Annotated in this window: 19 protein-coding genes; 13 read left to right on the forward strand and 6 right to left on the reverse strand. The window is 61.8% G+C overall.

Annotation, left to right across the window (positions count from 1 at the left end; genetic code table 11):
• Positions 1 to 27 precede the first annotated feature (27 nt).
• Complete coding sequence (locus tag L6639_RS36840; protein WP_237866398.1) at positions 28 to 1,029, reverse strand: autoinducer 2 ABC transporter substrate-binding protein; 1,002 nt, start codon at positions 1,027 to 1,029, stop codon at positions 28 to 30.
• A gap of 522 nt (positions 1,030 to 1,551) precedes the next feature.
• On the opposite strand from L6639_RS36840, the gene L6639_RS36845 reads away from it, so the two are divergent.
• The gene (locus L6639_RS36845; protein ID WP_237866399.1) at positions 1,552 to 2,577 is read left to right on the forward strand and encodes an aldo/keto reductase; all 1,026 of its coding nucleotides are present in this window, start codon (positions 1,552 to 1,554) and stop codon (positions 2,575 to 2,577) included.
• A 235-nt stretch (positions 2,578 to 2,812) separates the two neighbouring features.
• On the opposite strand, the gene L6639_RS36850 is transcribed toward L6639_RS36845, so the two are convergent.
• The 3 genes from L6639_RS36850 to L6639_RS36860 are packed head-to-tail and all read right to left on the reverse strand — an operon-like array spanning position 2,813 to position 6,426.
• Positions 2,813 to 3,685, reverse strand: a complete 873-nt coding sequence (locus L6639_RS36850; protein WP_377802940.1) for an ABC transporter permease — start codon at positions 3,683 to 3,685, stop codon at positions 2,813 to 2,815.
• The gene (locus L6639_RS36855) at positions 3,682 to 4,623 is read right to left on the reverse strand and encodes an ABC transporter permease (RefSeq protein ID WP_237866400.1); all 942 of its coding nucleotides are present in this window, start codon (positions 4,621 to 4,623) and stop codon (positions 3,682 to 3,684) included. The genes L6639_RS36850 and L6639_RS36855 overlap by 4 nt, the downstream gene beginning before the upstream one ends.
• Positions 4,624 to 4,662: 39 nt before the next feature.
• Positions 4,663 to 6,426 (reverse strand): ABC transporter substrate-binding protein, encoded by a 1,764-nt coding sequence (locus L6639_RS36860; RefSeq protein ID WP_237866401.1) that lies wholly within the window; start codon positions 6,424 to 6,426, stop codon positions 4,663 to 4,665.
• Positions 6,427 to 6,442: 16 nt separating this feature from the next.
• Here L6639_RS36860 and L6639_RS36865 point away from each other — a divergent pair, with 16 nt between their 5' ends.
• Genes L6639_RS36865 through L6639_RS36880 form a run of 4 tightly spaced genes read left to right on the forward strand, consistent with a single transcriptional unit; the run spans position 6,443 to position 12,163 of the window.
• Positions 6,443 to 7,609: an ROK family protein gene (locus L6639_RS36865; protein WP_237866402.1), complete on the forward strand. Its 1,167-nt coding sequence runs from the start codon at positions 6,443 to 6,445 to the stop codon at positions 7,607 to 7,609.
• A 37-nt stretch (positions 7,610 to 7,646) separates the two neighbouring features.
• Positions 7,647 to 9,242 (forward strand): gamma-glutamyltransferase, encoded by a 1,596-nt coding sequence (ggt, locus tag L6639_RS36870; RefSeq protein ID WP_237866403.1) that lies wholly within the window; start codon positions 7,647 to 7,649, stop codon positions 9,240 to 9,242.
• 38 nt (positions 9,243 to 9,280) lie between these two features.
• Positions 9,281 to 10,900, forward strand: coding sequence for an ABC transporter ATP-binding protein (locus L6639_RS36875; RefSeq protein WP_237866404.1), 1,620 nt, complete (start codon positions 9,281 to 9,283; stop codon positions 10,898 to 10,900).
• A 33-nt stretch (positions 10,901 to 10,933) separates the two neighbouring features.
• The gene (locus tag L6639_RS36880) at positions 10,934 to 12,163 is read left to right on the forward strand and encodes a Gfo/Idh/MocA family protein (RefSeq protein ID WP_237866405.1); all 1,230 of its coding nucleotides are present in this window, start codon (positions 10,934 to 10,936) and stop codon (positions 12,161 to 12,163) included.
• 190 nt (positions 12,164 to 12,353) lie between these two features.
• Here the strand turns inward: L6639_RS36880 and L6639_RS36885 are convergent, their stop codons facing one another.
• Together L6639_RS36885 and L6639_RS36890 are read right to left on the reverse strand one after the other, a co-directional pair.
• The gene (locus tag L6639_RS36885) at positions 12,354 to 12,908 is read right to left on the reverse strand and encodes an ANTAR domain-containing response regulator (protein ID WP_237866406.1); all 555 of its coding nucleotides are present in this window, start codon (positions 12,906 to 12,908) and stop codon (positions 12,354 to 12,356) included.
• Positions 12,909 to 12,949: 41 nt separating this feature from the next.
• The gene (locus L6639_RS36890; RefSeq protein WP_237866407.1) at positions 12,950 to 14,131 is read right to left on the reverse strand and encodes a transporter substrate-binding domain-containing protein; all 1,182 of its coding nucleotides are present in this window, start codon (positions 14,129 to 14,131) and stop codon (positions 12,950 to 12,952) included.
• Between the two features lie 348 nt (positions 14,132 to 14,479).
• Here L6639_RS36890 and L6639_RS36895 point away from each other — a divergent pair, with 348 nt between their 5' ends.
• From L6639_RS36895 to L6639_RS36930, 8 genes are read left to right on the forward strand one after another with little or no spacing between them, the layout of a single operon-like run.
• On the forward strand, positions 14,480 to 15,997 hold the full coding sequence (locus L6639_RS36895; protein ID WP_237866408.1) for an amidase: 1,518 nt from the start codon (positions 14,480 to 14,482) through the stop codon (positions 15,995 to 15,997).
• A 58-nt stretch (positions 15,998 to 16,055) separates the two neighbouring features.
• Complete coding sequence (locus L6639_RS36900; RefSeq protein ID WP_237866409.1) at positions 16,056 to 17,054, forward strand: acetamidase/formamidase family protein; 999 nt, start codon at positions 16,056 to 16,058, stop codon at positions 17,052 to 17,054.
• Between the two features lie 31 nt (positions 17,055 to 17,085).
• Positions 17,086 to 18,309 carry an urea ABC transporter substrate-binding protein gene (locus tag L6639_RS36905; protein WP_237866410.1) on the forward strand — a complete coding sequence of 408 codons (1,224 nt, stop codon included), beginning with the start codon at positions 17,086 to 17,088 and terminating at the stop codon, positions 18,307 to 18,309.
• A gap of 40 nt (positions 18,310 to 18,349) precedes the next feature.
• Positions 18,350 to 19,216: a branched-chain amino acid ABC transporter permease gene (locus L6639_RS36910; RefSeq protein ID WP_237866411.1), complete on the forward strand. Its 867-nt coding sequence runs from the start codon at positions 18,350 to 18,352 to the stop codon at positions 19,214 to 19,216.
• On the forward strand, positions 19,213 to 20,286 hold the full coding sequence (locus tag L6639_RS36915) for an ABC transporter permease subunit (protein ID WP_237866412.1): 1,074 nt from the start codon (positions 19,213 to 19,215) through the stop codon (positions 20,284 to 20,286). The genes L6639_RS36910 and L6639_RS36915 overlap by 4 nt, the downstream gene beginning before the upstream one ends.
• The gene (locus L6639_RS36920; RefSeq protein WP_237866413.1) at positions 20,286 to 21,008 is read left to right on the forward strand and encodes an ATP-binding cassette domain-containing protein; all 723 of its coding nucleotides are present in this window, start codon (positions 20,286 to 20,288) and stop codon (positions 21,006 to 21,008) included. Before L6639_RS36915 ends, L6639_RS36920 begins: the two co-directional genes overlap by 1 nt.
• Positions 21,005 to 21,712, forward strand: coding sequence for an ABC transporter ATP-binding protein (locus L6639_RS36925; protein ID WP_237866414.1), 708 nt, complete (start codon positions 21,005 to 21,007; stop codon positions 21,710 to 21,712). The genes L6639_RS36920 and L6639_RS36925 overlap by 4 nt, the downstream gene beginning before the upstream one ends.
• Before the next feature lie 40 nt (positions 21,713 to 21,752).
• Complete coding sequence (locus L6639_RS36930; RefSeq protein ID WP_237866415.1) at positions 21,753 to 23,267, forward strand: amidase; 1,515 nt, start codon at positions 21,753 to 21,755, stop codon at positions 23,265 to 23,267.
• Positions 23,268 to 23,321 lie beyond the last annotated feature (54 nt).

Genomic DNA, 23,321 nt, shown 5'->3' on the forward strand with positions numbered 1-23,321 from the left:
CCTTGAGGTGGCTAAACCGGTCTCGGCCTAGAGCCCCCCGGCGATCAGCCCATCGATCGTTTCCTTGTTGATGCGCATGATCTTGTCGACTTTGATCTGCTTTGCGGCAACATCGACCGCGGCCTTGCCAAGGCCGGGTACATCGACGCCATCCGTGATCGGCTTGCCATCGAGCACGAGTTTGGCCACCGCGACCATGGCGTAACCTGCATCGGTCGGATTCCACAGAAAGCCCTCGCGGATCGTATCATCAGCGATAAGAGACTTCGCTTGGCTCGGCAGAACGGTGCCGACCACGGCGATTTTCTTGCCAAGGCGTTGCTGACGCACGGCATTGCCGGCCCCAATTGGTCCGTTCGAACCGAAGCCGAGAATACCACGCAGATTCGGATAGGCCTTGATCACATCGAGGGTCGTACGTTGGCTGGTGTCGATCTCATCGGCGCCCGGGAAGCGGTCGGCGACAAGCTTCATTTTCGGAAAATTCTTCTGCTGGTAGGCAATCGCGGCGTCGGCCCATTTGTTGTGGAGCGGTGTCGTGAGAGTCCCAACATAGACGACATAGTCGCCTTCGCCGCCCATGTCCTTGGCGAGACGTTCCATCTGCACCTCGCCGAAGCGAACGGAGTCGATCAATTCCACATTCCAGTCGCGGCCTTCCTGTTCCGGACCCTCATGCGTGATGACCTTGATTCCGGCTGCCTGGGCGCGCTTCAGTACGGGCTCGCAGACTTTTACATCAAGCGGCACCAAGCCGATCACGTTGACCTTTTTGGCAATCAGATCTTCCAGGAGTTTTACTTGCTGCGCCGGATCGACGTTCGCCGGTCCAACCATAGTGGCATTGATGCTGAAATCCTTCGCACCCTTCTGGATTCCCTTTTCAAGTGCGTTGAACCACGGAATTCCCGCGATCTTCACGACCGTGACCATTTCCTTCTGGGCTTGCCCAAAGGCAAAGCCCGGAAAACCGGCACTGGCCAACGCGGCCGTGCCACCGATCAGCTTGAGCGTCTGGCGTCTGTCCATTGTTCCCTCCCAGGAAATTATCTTGGCTTCCGCACCCATGACCCGACAGTCGCCGAGTGGGCCGTCGATCCTGTTCTTGTTGGGTAGCAAAGTATTGCCTGTCCAACCGCAGGACCTTGAGGCAGATTAGAGACTGGCGCTCCAGAACGTGTCAAGCAAGTGGCACGTTCGCCAGCCGCCATCGCAGTGCGATACCCGATCGCGCTTTGGAGCTGCTGAGCGAGCAGCTGCAGGCGATAGCGACGTTTTCTACAGTCATCATGACGGCGAAGTCACCTTTAGCAAGCGGGGGTCGGTCAGCCTCGCACAGCGTTCACACTTTCCCCTGAGTGTCATTTTTTTCGTTACTCGCTTGGATGCGACCACGAAAGGCCAGCCATGGCCAGCTTCGCCGTTGCACAATCCCTTGCGAGGGCCGCCCATTCTTCGCGTTGACATGTGACGGCAGATTCATACCCTGCGCGTCGTTGCCAATGAGACCAGCGCGCGAGCGAGGCGCGGAGAAGGGGAGAGGAATCCACCATGGTTTCGCAATCAGCGTTGCCGCGTCGCAAACTTGGCCGGACCGGGCTTGAAGTTACCAGTCTCGGCTTCGGAACCGCGCCACTGGGCGATCTCTTTCTTGAGCTCGACGACCAGACTGCGATTGCTGCCGTAAGCCGCGCCTTCGAGCTCGGCATCAATTTGCTTGATACATCGCCCCACTATGGCAATGGCCTGTCGGAACATCGCTGCGGAACGGCGATCCGGCGCGTGCCACGCAAGGATGTGGTGCTTTGCACAAAGACCGGTCGCTGGATGGATCCTTTTCACCAGCCCGAGACCCGGTCCGGGTTCGTCGGTGGACAGCCGCACCGGGCCGTTGTCGACTATTCCTACGACGGCACCATGCGCTCGGTCGAGCAATCGCTGTTGCGGCTTGGCACCGACCGTATCGACCTGTTGCTGATCCATGATGTCGATGTGTGGACCCACGGCCAAAACGCGATCGAAGACCGCTTTCGGGAGGCGATGTCCGGAGCCTATGTAGCGCTCGACAAGCTTCGTTCCGAAGGCGTGGTCGCGGGCATCGGGATCGGCGTCAATGAGGCGGACATGTGCGTGCGTTTTGCGCGGGCCGGCTCCTTCGAGGTGATGCTACTCGCCGGACGCTATTCCCTGCTGGAGCAGCCGGCACTCGAGGAGTTCATGCCACTGGCACTGAAGCAGGGCATCGCGGTGCTCCTTGGTGGTGTGTTCAATTCGGGGATTCTGGCGACGGGCGCCACCAAGGGCGCCAAGTACAATTATCAGGATGCGCCGCCGCACATCCTTTCGAAGGTCGTCGAAATCCAGCGTATCTGCACAGCTCATGGAGTACCGTTGCCGACGGCCGCACTGCACTTCGCCCTTGGTCATCCGGCTGTTGCTAGCGTGGTGCTTGGGGCGCATGATGCACAGGAGGTCGAGCGTAATGTAGCTGCGCTGACCGCCTCAGTGCCAACCGCACTCTGGGGCGACCTCAAAGCGGCGCGCTTGCTGGACGCAGAAGCGCCCGTTCCGGGATAGAGCGGGCGATATACTCAAGAGTATCGACGCCGATAAATCGCCGCGCCGGAGATGAAGCAACCGTTCGCGGTTGATCCCGCCCTTCTACCCGGGTGGTGCCCCAACAGGCTGACCGCGGAGTAGGATAGGTCGGCTATCGCCACAACAAGGCGTTCAGGATCGCTCATTTCACAAATGACGGCGGCTTCATCCTGAGAGGAGTGGTTCTGGAACTCGCCTGCATATCCATTCGGGTCTAGTGCCTGGGATTCAGCGCACTATTGAGGCCGTCGCCGATTAGGTTGAAGCCGATGACGAGAGCGATGATTGCGAGACCTGGGAATAGCGCCATCCACGGCGCCTCGCCGAGAAATTGCCGAGCCACATCGAGCATAGCGCCCCAGGAGGGAGCCGGAGGCAATTGACCAAGACCAAGAAAGGCGAGGCTCGCCTCGGCGAGAACTGCAATCGCCATGGTGAGAGTCGCTTGGACGATGGTCGGTGCAAGCACGTTCGGTAGGACTTGGCCGGTCAGGATAGCAACATGACCGAGCCCTTGAGCGCGCGCTGCCGCAATGTAGTCCTCGGTACAGACAACCAGCGTCTCGGCACGCGCAACTCGTACGAATACCGGAATCGCGGAAATGCCGATTGCGATCATTGCATTCTGGAGGCTGGGACCCAGGAATGCTGCCAGTGCAATTGCCAGGACGAGAAATGGGCAGGCGAGAAGCGCATCCGCAACGCGCGAGATCACCATGTCGGTAACGCCGCCGAAATAGCCGGCTACCAGACCGAACGGCAGCCCGATCAGCACCGCAACGGTCACAGAAACCAGGCCGGCTGCAAGCGATGCCTGTGTTCCGAAGATGACGCGGGACAGCACGTCGCGGCCGAGATCATCCGTGCCGAACCAATGCGCGGCGTTGGGAGCGGCGCGGATCGCTATCCAGTCCGGTGCATTCGGATCGTAGGGCGCAATCCATGCTGCGAATACTGCTAAGATGACGAAGAACAAGATGATCGCGCCACCGATCAGAGCTGACGGCTCGCGTAGCAAGCGACGAATTTCAGAGCGCCCGGCTGCTCGCATCTGGGCAGGGACCGGTGCGGCCTCAATCGTGCTCATGACCTCAGCCTCGGATTGAGGAGCACATAGGCGACGTCGGCAACGAGGCTCATCAGCAGAAATACCGCCGCCGTGCAAAGCACGACCGCCTGAACCACGGCATAATCGCGGCTGAACACGCCATCGACAACCATCTTGCCGAAGCCGGGAATCGAAAAGACCTGCTCAGTCAAGACCGCGCCCGCCAGTAGCTCGCCAAATTGCAACGTGCCCAGCGTGACCACCGGGATCAGCGCATTCGGCAGAGCATGGCGCAGCACGATGGTATGTTCGCGGACGCCCTTCGCGCGGGCGGTACGGACATAGTCCTGCTTCATAGCCTCGATCATCGCGCCGCGAACATGGCGCATCATGATCGCAGCTGTGCCGGTCCCCAGGACCAAAGCAGGCATAAGCATCGAAATCAGATTCCGGCCGACACTTTCGGTTGGTGGCACGAAGCCTCCGGCTGGTAGCCAACCGAGGTTTACCGAGAAGAGAAGGATCAACATGATCCCTAGCCAGAAATGCGGAATGGAAAGTCCGGCGAGGCCAAAAAGACTGGCACCATAGTCGAGTGGTGTCCCACGCCCCAGTGCCGCGATGATTCCGATCGGCAACCCGACGAGCAGCGCGACCAGCATCGACAAGACCGCAAGTTCGATCGTCACCGGCAGCTTTTCTACGAGCATGGTGCCGATCGGCAGTCGCGTGCGAACCGAGGTGCCGAAATCGCCATGCACCAAGGCCTTTAGCCAGATGCCGTATTGCACCGGAATCGGCTCATTGAAGCGATATTTCTGCCGAAGAAATTCGATGACCTCGGGATTGCGCTCCTCCCCGGCGAGCGCCAGCGCCGGATCCCCAGGCAGTAGCTTCTGCAGACCGAACACCATCATCGACACCAGCAACAGGGTCGGCAGCAGGACGGCAAGACGGCGCAGAAGCAGGGTCTTCATTGGAACAGACGAGTCGTCATCTGGAGAAAGTGTCGTGCGTCAGTTCGTTGGCTTGACGCCCACAAGGCGTAGGAGCCCATCAGGCACCATGACGATGCCGCCGACCGATTTGCGGGCAGCAAAGAACCAGTTGGGATGATAGAGCGGGATCGACGAGAGTGCCGTTAAGTAAATATCGGTCGCTTTCGCGTAGAGCGCCTTGCGCTTGGCGTCATCGGCCTCGCCCCTCGCTTGGGTCAGGATCGCATCGAGATCCTTGTTGCAGTATTTGTTGACGTTCTGCGAGCCGCTGCAGCTGAAGAAGGCGACCAGCGTCGGGTCCGGGTCGGGACGGCCGCTCCAGTTGCCGATGTAGGCTTCGAAATTGCCGTTCAGGTAGCGCTCGATCGCGGTGGTCGTTTCCATAGGCAATAGTTTCACGTCGAAGCCGGCCTCGGCCGCCATCGACTGCATGATCTGTGCGACACGTGAGTCGCCAGCCGCATTCTCGTATGAGATCTCGACCGGAACGCGGGTCATTCCGGCTGCTGCGATCAAGGCCTTGGCTTTGGCAACGTCGCGAGCCGGCGCCTTGTGAGCAGAATCGTAGAACGGAGACGACGGCGGAATCATCTGATTGTCCGCCAGGAACTCGCCGTTGAAGGCAACGCGATTGATCACATTGCGATCGATCGCGAGCTCAAAGGCCTGTCGAAGCGTCGGGTTCTTGCCGAGTGGCGTGTCGGCCTTCGCGCCTGCGCCGACATTGAACATCAGATGTGAGACTGCGAGTCCCTGGCCGGCATGGAGTGTGAGGTTGGGATCGTCGCGCACGGTCTTGAGATCGGTTGGCGCTACGCGTTCCGCGAGCTCGAGATCGCCCGCTCGTACCCGCGACAAGCGTACGGTCGAGTCGGGTACGTAGTAATAGACGACCTCGTCGTAGCCGACGGCCCCGGCGTTCCAGTAGCCAGGATATTTCTTGAGGCGAATGAGGTCGCGCGACTTGCGCTCGACAAATTGATACGGGCCGGCACAAACCGGTGCAGCTGCAAATTCGCCCGCTCTCTCCGTAGCGGCCTTCGGCGATACCATCATGCCGGCACGATCGCTGAGATTGGCAAGCAACGGCACGAACGGTTCAGAGAGGTTGAACTTGACCTTGTCCGCTGCGAGGGCTTCGACGCTGACGATCGGCGCGAGTTCGGCCTTGCGCTTCGAATCCGGCATCGTCTTCATGCGTTCGATGTTGAACTTGACCGCCGCAGCATCAAACGCGGTGCCGTCGTGGAACGTGACGTTCTTGCGCAGAGTGAAGGTGACCGACTTGCCATCCGCAGCCCAATCCCAGGCCTCTGCCAGCTGAGGCACGATCTTGAGGTCGGGGGAAATATCGACGAGCTTGTCGCACAGCGCGGCAAACACGAATCGGCCGGAATAGGTGCCGCTGAGTGCGGGATCGAGCGCATCGGGATCGTCCTGAATACCGACCCGCAATGTCGCTGCACCGGCCGACACGAGGCCGGATCCGATCATCAGAATGGCCGCCAACGCTGTGCCGATCCGCTTCATGCGAATTCCTTTCATCCCAGGGCTTCTCTGCCGAGGCTCCACTGCCGAAGGGCAAGACAAGCACGCTCGGTCGAGTTTGTAAATGTCTAGAACAAATCGACTTGTGGCGTAGAAAATATACGTAATATAATACCTATATCTAGGAGAAACATCCCGAGTTGTGGCTCTTGACGGCGGCCATGAGTCAGCATTAGTTCGCTGTCCTGACAAATTGGATTCGGCCTGTATGTCCGACGCCCCCTCGTTGCCCATTGCGCGGCAGCAATCCGTGCGCCTCGTCGTCGAGCGGCTGTTGCGAGATCGAGCGGTCTCGCGCGCGGAGCTCGCTCGCAGCACGGGTCTGTCCAAGCAGACGATTTCCGAAGTCATGCGCGACCTCGAACGTGACGGCTGGGTCCGCGAGGACGGACAAGTCCAGGGCAGCGTGGGCAGGAGTGCAGTCACCTACGCGTTGCGACCGGACGCCGCTTTCGTGCTCGGGGTCGATTTGGGTGGCACGAAACTGCACGTCGCGCTTGCCGACCTGCAGGGAGAGATCGTTGCCGAGAGCATCGAACCGACGTCCGGCGACGGTGGTGCTGCCGTGGTTGCGCAGATCGGACGCATGCAGGAGTCCTTGCTTCAGCAAGCGTCTGTACCGGCACAACGTTTGCGCGGCGGAGTGATGGGAAGTCCTGGTATCATCGATCCGGCGTCGGGCAGCATCGTCATCGCGCCGAATATTCCCGGATTGGACAGCCTGGATGTGCGGGCCGCACTGCGCGAGCGACTCGGGATCGACGTCGCGATCGAGAACGACGTCAATCTTGCTGCGATCGGCGAGCATTGGCGCGGCAACAGCCGCAAGGCCCGTAGCTTCGCCTTTATCGCTGTCGGCACCGGTATCGGCATGGGCATCTTTTCGGACGGTTATCTTGTGCGCGGCGCGCGTGGCGCAGCCGGCGAAATCGCCTACTTGCCGCTCGGAGGCGATCCCTACGATACGCGCGGTCTTCGCTTGGGTACCCTGGAAACCGCAGTCGGCAGCGTTGGCATTGTCGAGCGCTATCTCGGACTTGGTGGCGTTCCGGGCGGTACGGTGCGTGATGTCTTCGATAGGCTCGATAGCGATGAGGCGGCACGTGTTGCAATCGACGAAGTCAGCCGGATTCTCGCGAGTGCGATTCTGGCCGTGCACTGCATCCTCGATTCAGAGATCATCATCATGGGTGGCAGCATCGGTGTACGGCCCGAGCTGAAGCTGCGGATCGAAGAGTATCTCGGGCGATGTATGCGACAGCCGGTTCGCATCGAGCTCAGCGCGCTCGGCAATCGCGCCACGCTGATCGGCGCGGTCGGCAGCGCGATAGACCTCGTGCATCGCTCTCTGTTCGGCATCGGTAGGGACGCGGGTCCGCTGGCCCTTCCCGCCATGGCGACAGATGTTGCGGCATGAAAGTCCAGCGGCCTCACATCAACGATCGGAGAAGGGCATGAGCTGGGGACAGCGCGATTTCATGGTGCCAGGCCGCTCCTTGGCGGTCGGCGATCGGGGCATGGTCGCTGCCTCCCATCCCGCCGTCACGTTAGCTGCGGTCGACATCCTGCGCAGCGGCGGCAACGCCGTCGATGCCGCGATTGCCGCAATCGCTCTTCAAGGCGTTATTGATCCGCACATGACCGGCATCGGTGGCGACTGCTTTGCGATTTATGCTCCTGCCTCGGGCAAACCGGTCGCCATCAATGGCTCGGGTCGAGCGCCGGCGAAGGCAGAGCCAGGCTGGTTCCGGCAGCTGGGATTGATGTCGATCCCGGATGACTCGCCACATGCTGTTACGATTCCGGGGGCGGTCGATGCCTGGTGCCGGCTCTCTGCCGATCATGGATCGAAGGGTCTGGACGAGGTTTTTGCACCAGCGATCAAAGCGGCTGAGAGCGGCTTCGTAGTCACGCCGCGCGCTGCCCTCGACTGGGCACGCTATGCCAATCGCATCGAACGGCATCAGACTGGGGCTCCCGTATATCTTCCCGGCGGCACTGCGCCCGTCGTCGGCGGCAAGCTCAGCCATCCGGCGCTCGGCGCCACGCTGCGTCGGATCGCACGTGAGGGCCGAGCCGCGTTTTACGAAGGTGCCGTCGCCGATGAAATCGTCTCGATCTTGAAGGCGCTCGGCGGCCTGATGGAGGCCGACGATCTAGCGACCGCGCGGTCGGACTACGTGACGCCGATCAGCGCCGACTACCGTGATCATCAAATCTGGCAATGCCCGCCGAACGGGCAGGGCGTGGCAGCGCTGTTGATCGCGCGAATCCTGGCCGGCTACGACATGACCGACACCACGCTCGGCGAGGCGGACCGCATCCATCTGCTTGCCGAGGCGACCAAGGCCGCTTACCGGCAGCGCGACGCGCTCCTCGCGGATCCCTCGTTCCGCCCATTCGATATCGATGCACTGCTCTCCGAGAGATCAGTCGCGACTTTGCGCTCTCGCATCAGCCGCGAGCGTGCGAGCGCACCGACAGACTTCGACATGCCTGTTCATCGTGATACCGCCTACGTTGCGGTCGCGGATCGCGACGGCAACATGGTGTCTCTCATCAATTCGCTGTTCTTCGCCTTCGGAAGCGGCATCTACGCTCCTCGCTCGGGCGTGTTGCTGCAGAATCGGGGTTCGGGGTTCTCGCTCATTGACGGGCATCCCAACGTCATTGCGCCAGGAAAGCGTCCATTCCACACGATCATTCCGGGTTTGCTCGCCAAGCATGACAGGCCGGTCATGGCTTTTGGTGTGATGGGCGGACAATATCAGGCGACGGGGCATTTGCAGATCCTGAGTGGCATGCTCGACCGCGGGATGGACATTCAACAGTCCTCGGATGCGCCGCGCAGCTTTGCATTCGATGGCGCAGTGACGCTCGAACCTACGATTCCCGGCGCCGTAGCTGACGATTTGATCGGTCGCGGCCATCGCGTCGTCTGGGCCGACGAACCGTTAGGAGGCTACCAGGCCGTGCACGTCGATACGTCTCGGGGTGTCATGTTCGGCGCGTCGGATCATCGCAAGGATGGCATCGCGCTGGCGGCGTGATCGGGACGAGGGAGAAGCGCGATGTTGGATCGGGCAGAATGAACCACATCGTCGAACCGATCCTGTCGATTGAGCACCTGACGTTGGCGCTACCCGCCGGCGCCGATCGAGCCTTCGCGGTCGAAGACGTCTCGCTTGACTTGCGTGCGCGGGAGATTCTCTGTGTTGTCGGCGAATCCGGCTCCGGCAAATCGGTCTGCGCCTATGCGGCGATGGGACTGCTGCCGCAAGTCATTCGCCCCGTCGCAGGTACTATTCGGTTCGAAGGGCGCGACCTGTTGGGGTTGCCGCCCACAGAATGGCGGACATTGCGCGGGCGGCGCATCGCAATGGTCTTCCAGGAGCCGATGACGGCGCTCAATCCCGTTATCAGGATCGGCGATCAAATCCTGGAAGCGTTCGAGGCGCATGAGCAGCTCACGCCGCCTGAACGGCAGGTGCGCATGCGCGCGCTCCTAGATGAAGTGGGTTTGCGTGATCTGGAGCGGATCATTCGCAGTTATCCGCATCAATTGTCGGGCGGACAACGTCAGCGGGCCATGATCGCAATGGCACTGGCGCTCGAGCCGTCGGTTCTGGTGGCAGACGAGCCGACCACGGCGCTTGACGTCACCACGCAAGCGCAAATCCTTCGGCTCATCCGCGACATCCAGCAGCGACGTGGCATGGCGGTGCTTTTCATCACCCACGATTTCGGCGTCGTCGCCGACATCGCAGACCGCGTCGCGGTCATGGAGAAGGGGCGGCTGGTTGAACGGGGGCCGGTCGATGATGTTCTCGGGCGACCGCAACATCATTATACGCGCCGATTGCTCGCCGCCGTGCCCGGTGGAGTTCCGCCAGAGCGCCCGCACGTCGAGGATGAACCGATCGCTTGTGCCACGATCGGGCTCGCAAAGACTTATCGCGGGAACGGATGGTTTGGAGCGCAGACCGAGGTCGCAGCTGTCAAGGACGTGAGCTTCGAGATTCGGCGTGGCGAGACGCTCGGCCTGGTCGGAGAATCTGGCTCGGGCAAGAGCACGATTGGGCGATTGGTCATGCGCCTCACCGACGCCGATGCAGGTGTGGTCCGCATCGGCGAACTCGATTTTTCCGAGGCGCGCGGAGCGAGCCTGCGGACCGCCCGCAAGCACATCCAAATGGTCTTCCAGGATCCGTTCGCCTCGCTCAATCCACGCCGTCGCGTCGGACGGATTATTGCTGATGGCCCCATCGCACACGGGGTCCCTGCGGCACAGGCTTTCGCCCGCGCCGACGAGCTTTTGGCGCTCGTTGGTCTCGATCCGGCCGCTGCGCGACGCTTTCCGCATGAATTTTCCGGTGGGCAGCGCCAGCGGGTCGGCATTGCGCGCGCACTGGCGCTCGACCCCGAGGTCCTGGTCGCAGACGAGCCCGTGTCGGCGCTCGACGTCTCGGTTCAGGCGCAGGTGCTGGCTTTGCTCGAGACGCTGAAGGAGAAGCTGCGGCTGGCGGTGCTGTTCATTACCCACGATCTCAACGTTGCAGCCCAGGTCTGCGACCGGATCGCCGTGATGCGGCTTGGCGAAATCGTCGAGATCAGGCCGACAGCAGACCTGCTTAATCGGCCGGAGCATCCCTATACGCAGCAATTGCTGGCTGCGATTCCGGGGCGGCAACGCAAAGCGCCGAACTGATCCAAGCCCAGCCATCATTGAAGGAGGCCTGATATGCAGAAGCTCAACGAACTTCCGATACTGCGTGTCGGGCTCATCGGTAGTGGCTTTATCGCTGCATTCCATTTGCAGTCGATGCTCGGCGTACGCAACGTTAGCGTTGGCGGTGTGTACAGCCGTTCCGCGGAGCGTCGTGCGCGTATTGCGGACAAGGCGCGAAGTCTTAGACTTGGACAGACGCAGGTGTTCGATAGCATCGAGGCGATGGCCATGTCCGGCGAGGTGGATGCGCTCTGGCTGTTGACACCGAACGACACGCGCCTCGACATCATGCGCGAGATTCATCGTGTGACCAAGGCCGGAGCCCCTCTGCGCGCCGTCGCCTGCGAAAAGCCGTTGGCACGTACACTTGCTGAGGCACGCGAAATGCTCAGGCTGGCCGAAGATGCAGGCCTGCTCCACGGCTATCTGGAAAACCAGATCTTCTCGACTGCGGTGATGCGCGGCAAAGACATCATCTGGCGGCGCGCCGTACCCGGCAGCGGTCGACCTTATCTTGCTCGTGCGGCAGAGGAGCATTCCGGACCGCACGAGCCGTGGTTCTGGCAAGGCGACAAGCAGGGTGGCGGAGTGCTTTCCGACATGATGTGCCATTCGGTCGAGGTCGCACGCTTCATGCTGACCGCGCCGGGCGCGAAGCGCGAGTCCCTGCGGCTGGTCAGTGCCAGCGCCACGACGGCCAATCTCAAATGGACACGGCCCCGCTATGCCGCCGATCTCAAGGCGCGAATGGGTATCGATTTTGCAAAGCGCCCCGTCGAAGATTTCGCGCGCGGCATCGTCACGATGGAGGACGCCGACGGACATCAACTGATGATCGAGGCAACGACATCATGGGCCTATGTTGGCGCCGGGCTGCGTATTCAGCTCGAGTTGCTCGGTCCCGAATACTCGATGGAGTTTTCGTCGCTTTCGACCGGGCTCAAGGTCTTCCTGTCGCGGACGCTCACCGGGTCGGAAGGCGAGGATCTCGTCGAGAAACAGAATGCCGAACAGGGCCTGATGCCGGTGGTGGAGGACGAGGCTGGTGCCTATGGTTACACAGACGAAAACCGTCATATGGTCGAAGCGTTCAGGCTTGGTAGAAGCCCTGCCGAGACCTTCGATGACGGAGTTGGAGTCATGGAAATGCTCATGGGCCTGTATCGTTCGGCTGAACTCGGCCGCGCGGTACAGTTTCCAGATCCTGAGCTCGAAGACTACGTGCCGCTAGTGGCTCGATGAGGCCATCTCATTGTCAGAGATTCCGACATTGCAGCTGCGGTCGGCGATTTGGAGCAGAGCAGACCTTCGCCGCTGCGGTGGCTCCTCTCATAAGCTTCATGCGAAATGGTCAGTTGGCGGACCGATGAGGTAATAGCTGAGAGCTGATCGGTTCAGAATCTAGATCGAGGGCCCCGCGCGACTCCAATTGCTATGCCGTTCGCGTCGTCCGGTTCGGCATTCCGCCGGCTGCCACGATCTCCGCGCTCAAGACCTCGATGGTCGTGCGATGCCGCATTGACGTTTGCCGAATGAGCGCGAACGCGTCCTTTTCTGACAGGTCGTGACCGCGCATGATCTGCAGTACGGCGGCGAACACGACCCGCCGGGACCGGATGCGATCCTCCAGCTTTTCAATGTGCGCGGCTTGCTCCAATCTTTGTTGCGCTGAATCGAACGCGACCACAAGTGCGGTATAGAGCCCGGCAGAACGGAGCGGCTTGACGAGAAATGACGCGGGTTGCAGGTCCAGTAGCCACTTCAATCGACTGGGCGTTTCAGTTCCGATCAGCGCAATAATCGGGATGCTGCCTTTCCACAAGATGGCATGGTCGGACTTGATGGGAATGCTGTCTGCATCCAACAGGATGACGTCGGAAGACTGGTCACGCGGCGGCTCGGCCGGATCATGCTCGGAGATCGTCATGCCGAGGCGACTGAGCTGGCGGCGTACAATCGGGATTTCGCGCTCATCCCTCATCACCATGAGAGCGCGACGGCCACGGACGGAAAAAGGGGATGGTCTGGTCATTTCACGATACGCAAATGGTTCGAGCGCTTCGCCATCGTATCATTGCTCTTTTCCGCCCTCGTGCCAATCGCCGTCAGGTCGAGGTTCGAAAGATAGGGGTCGGGACGTTCTGGGGCATCCGCTTCCCAGAAGATGCTGAACTGACACCCAGGCATCGAGCGCGCGAGCCGCGGCGTAAGGAAGCAGTGATTGTTGTCGGGATCCACCCAAACCGGACCTTGCGGAGAATCGTAGCGATGATTTGCCGCAGCGCGCCGCACGGCGCCGACCTCCGCCGAACCCGCGCGGCGGATGGCGCGGGCAAGCAGCATCACGCAGACATAAGTAGACTGCCCGTCCACCGAGAGGCTGCTGTCTCTGCCATGACGCGCCTTCCATCGCGCCACAAAGCTGCGATTGTCGGCGCCCTCGATGCTCTCGAAATAGGCGGACGAGGTGATGCATCCAACCGAGGCCGCAGATCCGATCAGCTTGAGTTCGGGCTCGCACAGGCTGCAGCTCAGCATCGGGATCGAGAGACCGGCGCGCGTCGCCGCCGCATGGAGGGCACGCATGAACGCGTAGCTGGATTCACCGACCAGCGTATTAAACACGACCGGCGGCCGCCGATCGATGATCTCGGTGACGATGTGGTCCACCGCGGTCTCGCCGAGTTCGAGCAAGCGTTCGGCAAGAACACGGCCGCCGGCGCTGGTCACGATTTCGCGGATGACGCGGTTCATTTCCCAGGTCCAGATATAATTGGACCCGATACAGAATACGTCGGCGGAGATGTGGTCGAGCATATGACGCACCAGCGGCACGACATGCTGGTTTGGTGCGGCGCCGACATAGATGACGTTGTCGCTGCTTTCGAAACCTTCGTAGCGCGCCGGATGCCAGAGCAGTCGCTCGGTCCGTTCGACGATCGGAATGACCTGCTTGCGCGAGGCCGACGTGTAACAGCCGACGATGTGGCCGACATGCTCCTCGCGAATGAGATCGGCGCACGCGGTGTGATACTCGGCGACGACGCCGCCGGGATCGCGGAGATGAGGTGCGAACGAGAAATCGAACGCGTCGCTCTCGTTGATTTCGTCGACCGCCATTAATGCGCTCTTGCGCATTTCGCCGGCCATCATGGCGTAGGGTCCCGACTGCGAAAATACGAGGCCGAGAGGGATGGACGGCTTGCTCATGAAGAAACCCGGGCGCGCTGTTCGGCGATAGTCTCGTCGCTGAAAGCTAGGCCTTGCTTGCTTGCATCGTCAATCGGCACTGCATGTCATTGATGCGACCCGCATAAAAAAGGTGCGGACCTCGCATTGACAAGGCTGGCGGCGCTAAGACACAATAATGGCCACGTGAACGCGTGCATGGCGAAAGAGTTCTCGCACAGCCGATGACGTCTGAGCGACGACTTCCAAGTTTCGATCTGCACCGTAACCTACGCGACCACTGATAGCATCGGCATTGTTGCCATTCGGGGCCTTCTCGGGCCGCGGGTGGCTTTTTTCGTTTTGTCTCCCTGACATGAAGGGTGGAGCATGGCGGTTCGCCTTCCGACGCTGGAGCAGATCGAGGATCTCGGTGCGGACTTTGGTCTGGTCCTCACCAATGAGGAGATCGCTGCATTTCAGCAGGCCTTCAAGGGACCATTGACGTCCTACGGCCGTCTGGACGAGCTGGTGCCGCCGGCGCTGGCGCCGGTCGCGCCGCGCTCGCCGGGCTACCGGCCTGCGGCGTCCGAAAATCCTTACGGCGCCTGGTACTGGAAGACGAATATCCGCACCGGCGCAGAGGGGCTGTTGAGCGGCAAGAAGATCGCGATCAAGGACAATATCTGCGTCGCCGGCGTGCCGATGATGAACGGCTCGGCGCTGCTCGAAGGTTATGTCCCCGAGCTCGACGCTACCGTCGTGACGCGCATTCTCGACGCCGGTGGCACCATCGCCGGCAAAGCCGCGTGTGAGGATCTCTGCTTTTCAGGCGCAAGCCATACCTGCGCCGGCGGCGTGATCCGCAATCCGCACAATCCGGCCCACAGCGCCGGCGGCTCCTCCGGCGGCAGCGCTGCGCTGGTCGCATCGGGTGAAGTGCCGATGGCGCTCGGCGGCGACCAGGGCGGCTCGATCAGGACGCCGTCGAGCTGGTGCGGCGTTTACGGCTTGAAGCCGACCTGGGGCCTAGTGCCGACCACCGGCTCGATGCCGATCAGCTATTCGGTCGATCATTGCGGACCGATGTGCGCTTCGGTCGAAGACGTCGCACGCCTGCTGACGGTCATCGCCGGTCACGACGGCTGGGACACGAGGACAATTGCAGCGCGCACCGGCGACTATATGGCGGCGCTCGGCCAACCGGCGAGGGGATTGCGCGTCGGCGTCCTGCGCGAGGGGTTTGGTCATCCCGAGAGCGATCCGGCGGTCAACGAGAAGGTGCGGCAAACCATTGCGGCGCTGGGCAAAGCCGGCATCGCAAGCGAGGACGTCTCCGTGCCCTGGCATCTCGATGGACCGCACGTCTGGAGCGGCGTCATCCTGGAGGGCGCCGCCGAGATGATGCTGAAAGGCTACGGTGTCGGCAACAACGTCCAGGGCTATTATCCGGTCTCGATGCAGGAGGCGCTTGCGCGCGGCATGGGGACACGGATCAACGACGTGTCGCCTACGGTGAAGCTGGTGCTGATGCTCGGCGAGTACATGCACCGCCACTATCACGGGCGCTATCATTCAAAGGCGCAAAATCTCCGGCTCTTGCTGCGTCGGGCCTACGATGATGCGCTGCAGAAATTCGACGCGCTGGTGATGCCGACGATTCCATTCACGGCGACGCCGATCCCGCCGCCCGATGCGCCGCTCAACACCGTGATCGACGTCGCGCTCAATATGCAGGCCAACACCTGCTCGTTCGACGTTTCCGGGCATCCTGCCTTCACCGTGCCATGCGGCCGCGTCAATGGTTTGCCGGTCGGCCTGATGCTGGTCGGGCGCCACTTCGAGGAAACCACGCTGATGCGGCTGGCGCGGGCGATCGAGGCTGCCGGAGACTGGAAATCAAACTGACCAAGGTGCATCCGGCGTCGGCGTGCTTGCAGCGCCGATTGCCTCAGAGGATTTCGCAATGACCGACGATAGCTGGCTGAAGAGCTCGATCATGGCAAAGCGCGGCCTCGCCAAGGGCCACGCGGGACGACGCCATGAGCTCACGATCGAAAAGCAGGGTTCCTTCCATTACGTCTACGGTCCTTACGCAAAGCCGGCTCTCACCATCGATCCGGGCGACGTCGTCGTCGTCGAGACTGAAGATGCCTTTGGCGGCGTCATTACCAGCGAGAAGGACAGTCCGACCGCAAAGCTGAAGTTTCCCTTCCTCAACCCGCAATGCGGTCCGATTGCCGTCAACGGCATCGGGAAGGGCCATTGTCTGGCGGTGCATATTCTTGCCGTCGAGACCCGCGGCGCGCAACCGGCCGGAAAGACCTGCATCATTCCGGAATTTGGCGGCCTTGTCGGAACCGCGTCGACCGCATTGCTCAATCCGCCATTGCCGGAGCGGGTGAGGGTCATGCATGTCGACAAGGACGGCGTGCGCTGGAGCGACAAGATCACGCTGCCGTACCAGCCATTCATCGGCACGATCGGTGTCTCGCCCGAGATCGAGGCGATCTCGTCGCTGCAGCCGGATTATCACGGCGGCAATATGGACCTGCCCGACGTAGCGCCGGGCGCGATCCTGTACTTTCCCGTACATGTCAATGACGGCTTTCTCTATGTCGGCGACTGCCATGCCGCCCAGGGTGACGGCGAATTGTCGGGCGTCGCGATCGAGCAGCGCGCGACCGTGACGATGCAGATCGACGTCATCAAGGACTGGAGCTTTGCGTGGCCGCGGCTCGAGACCAGGGAATTTGTCATGACGATCGGCAGCGCCCGGCCGCTCGAGGATGCGGCGCGGATCGCGTATCGCGAGCTGGTTCGCTGGATGAGTGCGGATTACGGATTCGACGAGATCGATGCCTACATGCTGCTCAGCCAGGCCGGGCGGATGCGGCTCGGCAACATGGTCGACCCGAAATACACGATGGGCGCGTCAATTCTGAAGAAATACCTGACTTCATGAAACATCGGCAACCGCGAGGAGGAGTAGGGCTATGAGGGTCAATCGCAGAACGTTCATGCAGGGTACGGCGGCTACCGCTGCCGCCGGGATGTTTTCCTCCAGCGCCTGGGCGGAAGAGCCAATCAACGTCGCCAGCATTCACGATCTCTCCGGCGGCCTCGACATCTACGGCAAGCCGATGGTCGACGCGATGACCCTTGCCATCGAGGAGGCCAATGCGGCGGGTGGTCTCTTGGGCCGGCAGCTCAAGCTGATCAACTACGACACCCAGTCGAACATGCAGCTCTACACCCAGTTCGCGCAGCAGGCGGCCCTGAAGGACAAGGTCGCGGTGGTCCATGGCGGCATCACCTCGGCTTCGCGCGAGGTAATCCGTCCCGTGCTCGACAAATTCAAGACGCTCTATTTCTACAACACCCAGTATGAAGGCGGCGTCTGCGATCGCAATCAATTCGATACCGGCGTGACCCCCGCACAGACGGTGGAAAAGCTGGTGCCCTATGCCATGAAGAAATGGGGCAAGAAAGTTTACGTGATCGCGGCCGACTACAATTACGGCCAGATCACCTCGCAATGGGTGAAGAAATACGTCACCGAGAACGGTGGCGAGGTCCCCGCGATCGACTTCTTCCCGCTCGACGTCACCAATTTCGGCCCGACCATCTCCAAGATTCAGGCGGCCAAGCCGGATTTCGTTTGGTCGGCGCTGGTCGGCGGCGCGCATATCTCTTTCTATCGCCAATGGGCGGCTGCCGGCATGCGCAAGAGCATTCCAATGGCGTCGACCACGTTTGCGGTCGGCAATGAGCACATCGTGCTGTCGCCCGATGAGTGTAACGGCATGCTGATCTGCTACAATTACTTCCAGGACCTGAAGAATCCGGTCAACGAGAAGTTCGTCGCGAGCTTCCTCAAGCGCTTCGGCGCCGACTATCCCAACATCACCGAGCTCGCGATGGGAACCTATCAGGGGTTCCGGCTGTGGGCGGAAGCGGTGAAGAAAGCCGGGAGTGTCGACCGGATGAAGGTTATCGAAGCCCTCGAAACCGGCATCAGCATCGACGCGCCGTCCGGCAAGGTCACGATCGATCCGCCGACGCATCATTGCGTGCTCGACGTCCACATCGCCGAGGTCGCCGACAAGAAGCTCAAGGTGCTGGAGGATTTCGCCCAGCAGAAGCCGGCCGATACCGCCGCTGTCTGCGATCTCATCAAAAACCCGACCGACAACCAGCAATATGTGATCAAGATTTGAGAGCGGGCCGACCCTCAATTCTTGCTTGGGAAAGGTGAACGTGGATCTCGTCGCTCTCCTGGCCATCCAGGTCCTGTATGCGATTGCCAGCCTGGCGCTGATCAGCGTCGGGCTGGCGATCATCTTCGGCATGATGCGCGTCATCAACCTCGCGCATGGTGAGTTCCTGATGCTCGGGGGCTATGCGGCCATCGTCGCGACCAGCCACGGAATCAGCATCTGGATCGCGATGCTGGTGGTGGCACCCATCGTGGTCGGCCTCATCGGCGTCATCGTCGAGCGGACCATCATCCGCTTTCTCTATGGCCGCATGATCGACACGATGCTGGCGACCTGGGGTCTCAGCCTGTTCCTGGTTGGGCTGACCACGGCGATCTTCGGCAATACCACGGTCGGCATTTCGGCGCCGCTCGGCAGCTTCCAGATCGGCGCCTATCGCACCAGCGTCTACACGCTGTTCGTGATCGCGGTCGCGGCGGTCGTATTAGCCGTGATCTTCGCGGTGATGCGCTGGACGCGGCTTGGGCTGATCGCCCGCGGCACAATGCAGAATGCCAACATGGCCGCGGCGCTTGGCGTCAATCCGCCGCGCGTCTACGCCGTCACGTTCGGCGTCGGCGCAGCGTTGTCGGGCCTCGCCGGTGCGGTGCTGGCGCCGGTCTCCGGCGTGTTTCCCACCATCGGGGTCGCCTATGTCGCCAAGTCCTTCATCACGGTGATCGGGGGCGGCGCCGCGATCCTCAGCGGGACGGTGTCGGCCTCGGCGCTGTTCGGGACCATCAACCAGATCGCGACCTTCGTCACCACGCCGGTGTTCGGTGAAGTGGCGCTGCTCGCGGCCGCCATCATCCTGATCCGCCTGCTACCGCAAGGCATCACCGGCCGCTTCTTCCGGAGAGGCCTGTGAACGCCCGCCTGCTCAATCTTGTCGGCCTCGGCCTCGTCGGCGCGGTCGGCGTGGCGTTCCTGGTGCTGGTGCCGCGCCTCTTCGAGCTCGACGTCGTGCTCGAGCTCACGGTCTATATGATCATGGCGATCCTGGCGCTGAGCCTCGCTCTGATCTGGGGCTATGGCGGCATATTGTGTTTCGGCCAGTCGGCGTTCTTCGGGCTCGGCGCGTATACCTACGCAATCGCGATGTTCAACATCGGCGAAAGCACGGTCCCGCTTCTGCTCGCTGTCATCGTGCCGGCGGCCTTTGCGGCGCTGCTCGGCTATTTCATGTTCTACGGTCGCATCAGCGATGTGTATCTCGGCGTCATCACGCTGACGGTGACGCTGATCCTGTTCAATTCCATCAATTCGACGGCCGGACCGGAATTCCATATCGGCTCGGCACGGCTCGGCGGCTTCAACGGCATTCCCGGTATCCCGCCGTTGAATTTGCCGGGCAACAAGGCCGCGCCGATCGATCTCGAAGGCATGTTCTATCTGGCGACATCAGCGCTTCTCGCGACCTATTTCGGATTGCGCCTGCTGCTGGCGAGCCGGTTCGGCCGCATCATCGTCGGCATTCGGGAAAACGAACGGCGCGCCGAGCTGCTCGGCTATGATCCGCGCGCCTACAAGCTTGCGACGTTCACCATCGGCGGTGCGCTGGCCGGCTTTGCCGGTTGCCTGTTCGCCAATTGGGGCAACTTCGTCAGCCCTACGATTTTCGGTCTCGCCCAATCCGCGCAAATCATCATCTGGGTCATCGTCGGCGGGCGCGGCACGCTGATCGGGCCGATCGTCGGCTGCATCGGCATTCAATGGCTCACCACCGCGCTCGGCGCCAACCAACCGAGCGGCGGCTCGGACCTGTGGGCCAAGATCTTCGCCAATGCGCCGTTGATCTTCGGCATCATCCTTATTGCTTTCGTGCTTCTGGTGCCCAAGGGGCTGGTGCCGACGCTTGGCGATATCGGCCAGTCGCTGCTCGTCTCGCGTGGCAAGGGAGCCAAGCGGCTCCAGCCCAAACGGGCTGAGGAGGGCTGATGGCCGCACCGCTGCTTCAGACCCAGGATCTCAGCATGCATTTCGGCGGCGTTCGCGCCGTGCGCCATGTCAATTTCTCGCTGGCCGAAGGCGAGCTGCGTTGCCTGATCGGTCCCAACGGTGCAGGCAAGAGCACCTTCTTCAAGATGCTGACCGGGCAATTGGAGCCGACCCATGGCCAGGTGCTGTTCCGCGGCCGGGACATTTCGCACGCGCACGCCCACGACATCGCCCGGCTCGGCATCGGCATCAAGACCCAGGTGCCGAGCGTCTTCGACGGGCTTTCGGTGCGCGAAAATATCTGGCTCGCGGCGAACCGCCTTCATTCCGGCGACAAGACGAGGCGCGTCGTCGACGAGATGCTGGAGCGGGTCGGCCTGACGGAAGCCGCCGATCGTCTTGTGGGGCAGCTTGCCCACGGACAGCGGCAATGGGTCGAGCTGGGGCTCGTGCTGGCGACCGATCCCGAATTGATTTTGCTCGATGAGCCCGCCGCGGGCATGACCCACGAGGAGGTCAACAAGACGGCCGAGCTGGTGCGCGAGATCAACCGTACCAAGGCGCTGATCGTCGTCGAGCACGACATGCAGTTCATCCGCATGATCGCCAAGCAGGTCACCGTCTTCAACCAGGGGAGCGTGCTGGTCGAGGACACCGTGGACAACATCATGCGCAATCCGCAGGTGCGCGACATCTATCTGGGCAAACAGGCGGCCGCATGATGCTCGATGTGCAGGGATTGCGAACGGGATATGGCCGGATTCCGATCCTCAACGGGGTGAGCTTCTCCGTCAATAAGGGCGAGTTCATCGGCATTCTCGGCCACAACGGCATGGGCAAGACCACGCTGCTGAAGGCGCTGATGGGGTTTTTGCCGGCGACCAGCGGCCGTGTGATGTTCGGCCATGACGATGTCACGGCGATCGAGCCCTACCGGCGCGCGCGGCTCGGCCTCGGCTACGTGCCACAGGGCCGCGAGATATTCCCAGGGCTCACCGTCTATGAGAACCTGCGCATGGGTTGCAGCACGCAGGACGGCGTGGAAGGCGATATCATCGCAACCGTGCTGGAGGAGTTTCCCCGCCTGAAGGCGTTGCTCGATCGCCCCGGCGGCGCGCTGTCGGGCGGCGAGCAGCAATTGCTGGCGATCGCGCGCTGTCTTTGCGGCGACCCGCGATTGATCCTGCTCGATGAGCCGACGGAAGGTATCCAGCCCTCGATCATTGACGAGATCGTCGACACCCTGCAGCGGCTGCGGGCCAGGAGCGGGCTCACCATGATCCTGGTCGAGCAGAATTTGGACTTCATTGCTTCGCTGTCGCAGCGGATTCTGATTATCCAGAAGGGCGCGATTACTCGGGAAGTGGCGCCGGGCGAGCTCGGCGACGCAAGCCTCGTCGGAGAATTCGTCGGTATCGCAACGTAGGCCCGCCGCACGCGGGCATGATCAGAGGGAGACCCAAGCCATGGCCGTCAGGAGACCCACACTCGATCAGCTGCGCAGCGTGGCCGAAGACCTCGGCATGCACATGGGCGATGCAGAGCTCAAATCCTACGACGCGCTGATGCAGGCGAACTACGCCGCCTACGATGCGGTCGATGCCATGCCGGACTATGTGCCGGCAGTGAAGTATCCGCGCACACCCGGCTATCGTCCCGAGGGCGAGGAAAACAAGTTCAACGCCTGGTACGTCAAGACCGAGATCAAGGGCGCCCCGAACGGCAAGCTTGCCGGCAAGAAGATCGCGCTCAAGGACAACATCTCCCTCGCCGGCGTTCCGATGATGAACGGCGCATCGACACTGGAGGGTTATATCCCCGATACGGATGCCACCATCGTCACCCGCATGCTCGACGCCGGCGGCACCATCGTCGGCAAGGTGCATTGCGAATATTTCTGCTTCTCCGGCGGCAGCCATACCTGCGCGGCGGGGCCCGTCCACAATCCGCACAGGATGGGATACTCCGCTGGCGGCTCGTCCTCAGGCAGCGCCGTGGTGGTGGCGACCGGTGAGGCCGATATGGCGATCGGTGGCGATCAGGGCGGCTCGATCCGTATTCCGGCCGCTTTCAGCGGCATCTACGGCATGAAGGCGACCTATGGCCTCGTGCCCTATACCGGCGTGATGCCGATCGAGCTCACGATCGACCACACCGGCCCGATGACAGCCAATGTGCGCGACAATGCGCTGCTGCTGGAGGTGTTGGCAGGGCCCGACGGACTCGATCCGAGGCAGGGCGCGCTCAAGGTCGGAAAGTACAGCGACGAGATCGACGGCGGCGTCAGGGGATTGCGCATCGGCATCGTGAGGGAGGGGTTTGGGCATCCGAGCTCGGAGCCGGACGTCGACGCGAAGGTCAAGGCTGCTGCCGACCTGTTCCGCAAGCTCGGCGCCACTGTCGAGGACGTCTCGGTTCCGATGCACCTCGCCGCGCCGGCGATCTGGCTGCCGATCGCCGCCGAAGGCGCCACCGAGTTCATGATGAAGGGCAACGGCATGGGAACGAACTGGCGTGGTCTCTACAACACCACGCTGCTCGACGCCCACTCCGCCTGGAAGCATCGCGCGGACGAATTGTCCGATAGCCTCAAGATCACGATGCTGCTCGGTCAATATTTCACCAAGCACTATCGCGGGCACTTCTATGCGAAGGCTCAGAATTTGAACCGCAAGCTGCGCGCAGCCTATGACGAGGCTTTGGCCAAATACGACCTGTTGCTGATGCCGACCCTGCCGATGACGGCAACGCCAATACCCCCGGCGGACGCGCCGCGCGAGCTCTACATCCAGCGCGCGTTCGAGATGGTTCCCAATACTGCGCCGTTCAACGCCAGCGGACATCCGGCGATGAGCCTTCCCTGCGGCATGAGCAACGGTCTGCCGATCGGGCTGATGCTGATCGGCAAGTATTTTGACGAGCCGACGATTTATCGCGCCGCCGCCGCGTTCGAAGGCGCCGGAGACTGGAAGACAATGTAAGCGAACCGAGGCGGCCTGCCGGTATGCGAGCAGGCCGCTGCACCAGCAACGGAG

Origin of the sequence: Bradyrhizobium zhengyangense, from assembly GCF_022012555.1 — a bacterium.
Taxonomy (GTDB): Bacteria; Pseudomonadota; Alphaproteobacteria; order Rhizobiales; family Xanthobacteraceae; genus Bradyrhizobium; species Bradyrhizobium zhengyangense.

Excerpts from the sequence above, each read along its gene's own strand:
- L6639_RS36840 (WP_237866398.1), bottom strand. The coding sequence starts at position 1,029 with ATGGACAGACGCCAGACGCTCAAGCTGATCGGTGGCACGGCCGCGTTG.
- L6639_RS36845 (WP_237866399.1), top strand. The coding sequence starts at position 1,552 with ATGGTTTCGCAATCAGCGTTGCCGCGTCGCAAACTTGGCCGGACCGGG.
- L6639_RS36850 (WP_377802940.1), bottom strand. The coding sequence starts at position 3,685 with ATGAGCACGATTGAGGCCGCACCGGTCCCTGCCCAGATGCGAGCAGCC.
- L6639_RS36855 (WP_237866400.1), bottom strand. The coding sequence starts at position 4,623 with ATGAAGACCCTGCTTCTGCGCCGTCTTGCCGTCCTGCTGCCGACCCTG.
- L6639_RS36860 (WP_237866401.1), bottom strand. The coding sequence starts at position 6,426 with ATGGGCAACGAGGGGGCGTCGGACATACAGGCCGAATCCAATTTGTCA.
- ggt (WP_237866403.1), top strand. The coding sequence starts at position 7,647 with ATGAGCTGGGGACAGCGCGATTTCATGGTGCCAGGCCGCTCCTTGGCG.
- L6639_RS36875 (WP_237866404.1), top strand. The coding sequence starts at position 9,281 with ATGAACCACATCGTCGAACCGATCCTGTCGATTGAGCACCTGACGTTG.
- L6639_RS36880 (WP_237866405.1), top strand. The coding sequence starts at position 10,934 with ATGCAGAAGCTCAACGAACTTCCGATACTGCGTGTCGGGCTCATCGGT.
- L6639_RS36885 (WP_237866406.1), bottom strand. The coding sequence starts at position 12,908 with ATGGTGATGAGGGATGAGCGCGAAATCCCGATTGTACGCCGCCAGCTC.
- L6639_RS36890 (WP_237866407.1), bottom strand. The coding sequence starts at position 14,131 with ATGAGCAAGCCGTCCATCCCTCTCGGCCTCGTATTTTCGCAGTCGGGA.
- L6639_RS36895 (WP_237866408.1), top strand. The coding sequence starts at position 14,480 with ATGGCGGTTCGCCTTCCGACGCTGGAGCAGATCGAGGATCTCGGTGCG.
- L6639_RS36900 (WP_237866409.1), top strand. The coding sequence starts at position 16,056 with ATGACCGACGATAGCTGGCTGAAGAGCTCGATCATGGCAAAGCGCGGC.
- L6639_RS36905 (WP_237866410.1), top strand. The coding sequence starts at position 17,086 with ATGAGGGTCAATCGCAGAACGTTCATGCAGGGTACGGCGGCTACCGCT.
- L6639_RS36920 (WP_237866413.1), top strand. The coding sequence starts at position 20,286 with ATGGCCGCACCGCTGCTTCAGACCCAGGATCTCAGCATGCATTTCGGC.
- L6639_RS36925 (WP_237866414.1), top strand. The coding sequence starts at position 21,005 with ATGATGCTCGATGTGCAGGGATTGCGAACGGGATATGGCCGGATTCCG.
- L6639_RS36930 (WP_237866415.1), top strand. The coding sequence starts at position 21,753 with ATGGCCGTCAGGAGACCCACACTCGATCAGCTGCGCAGCGTGGCCGAA.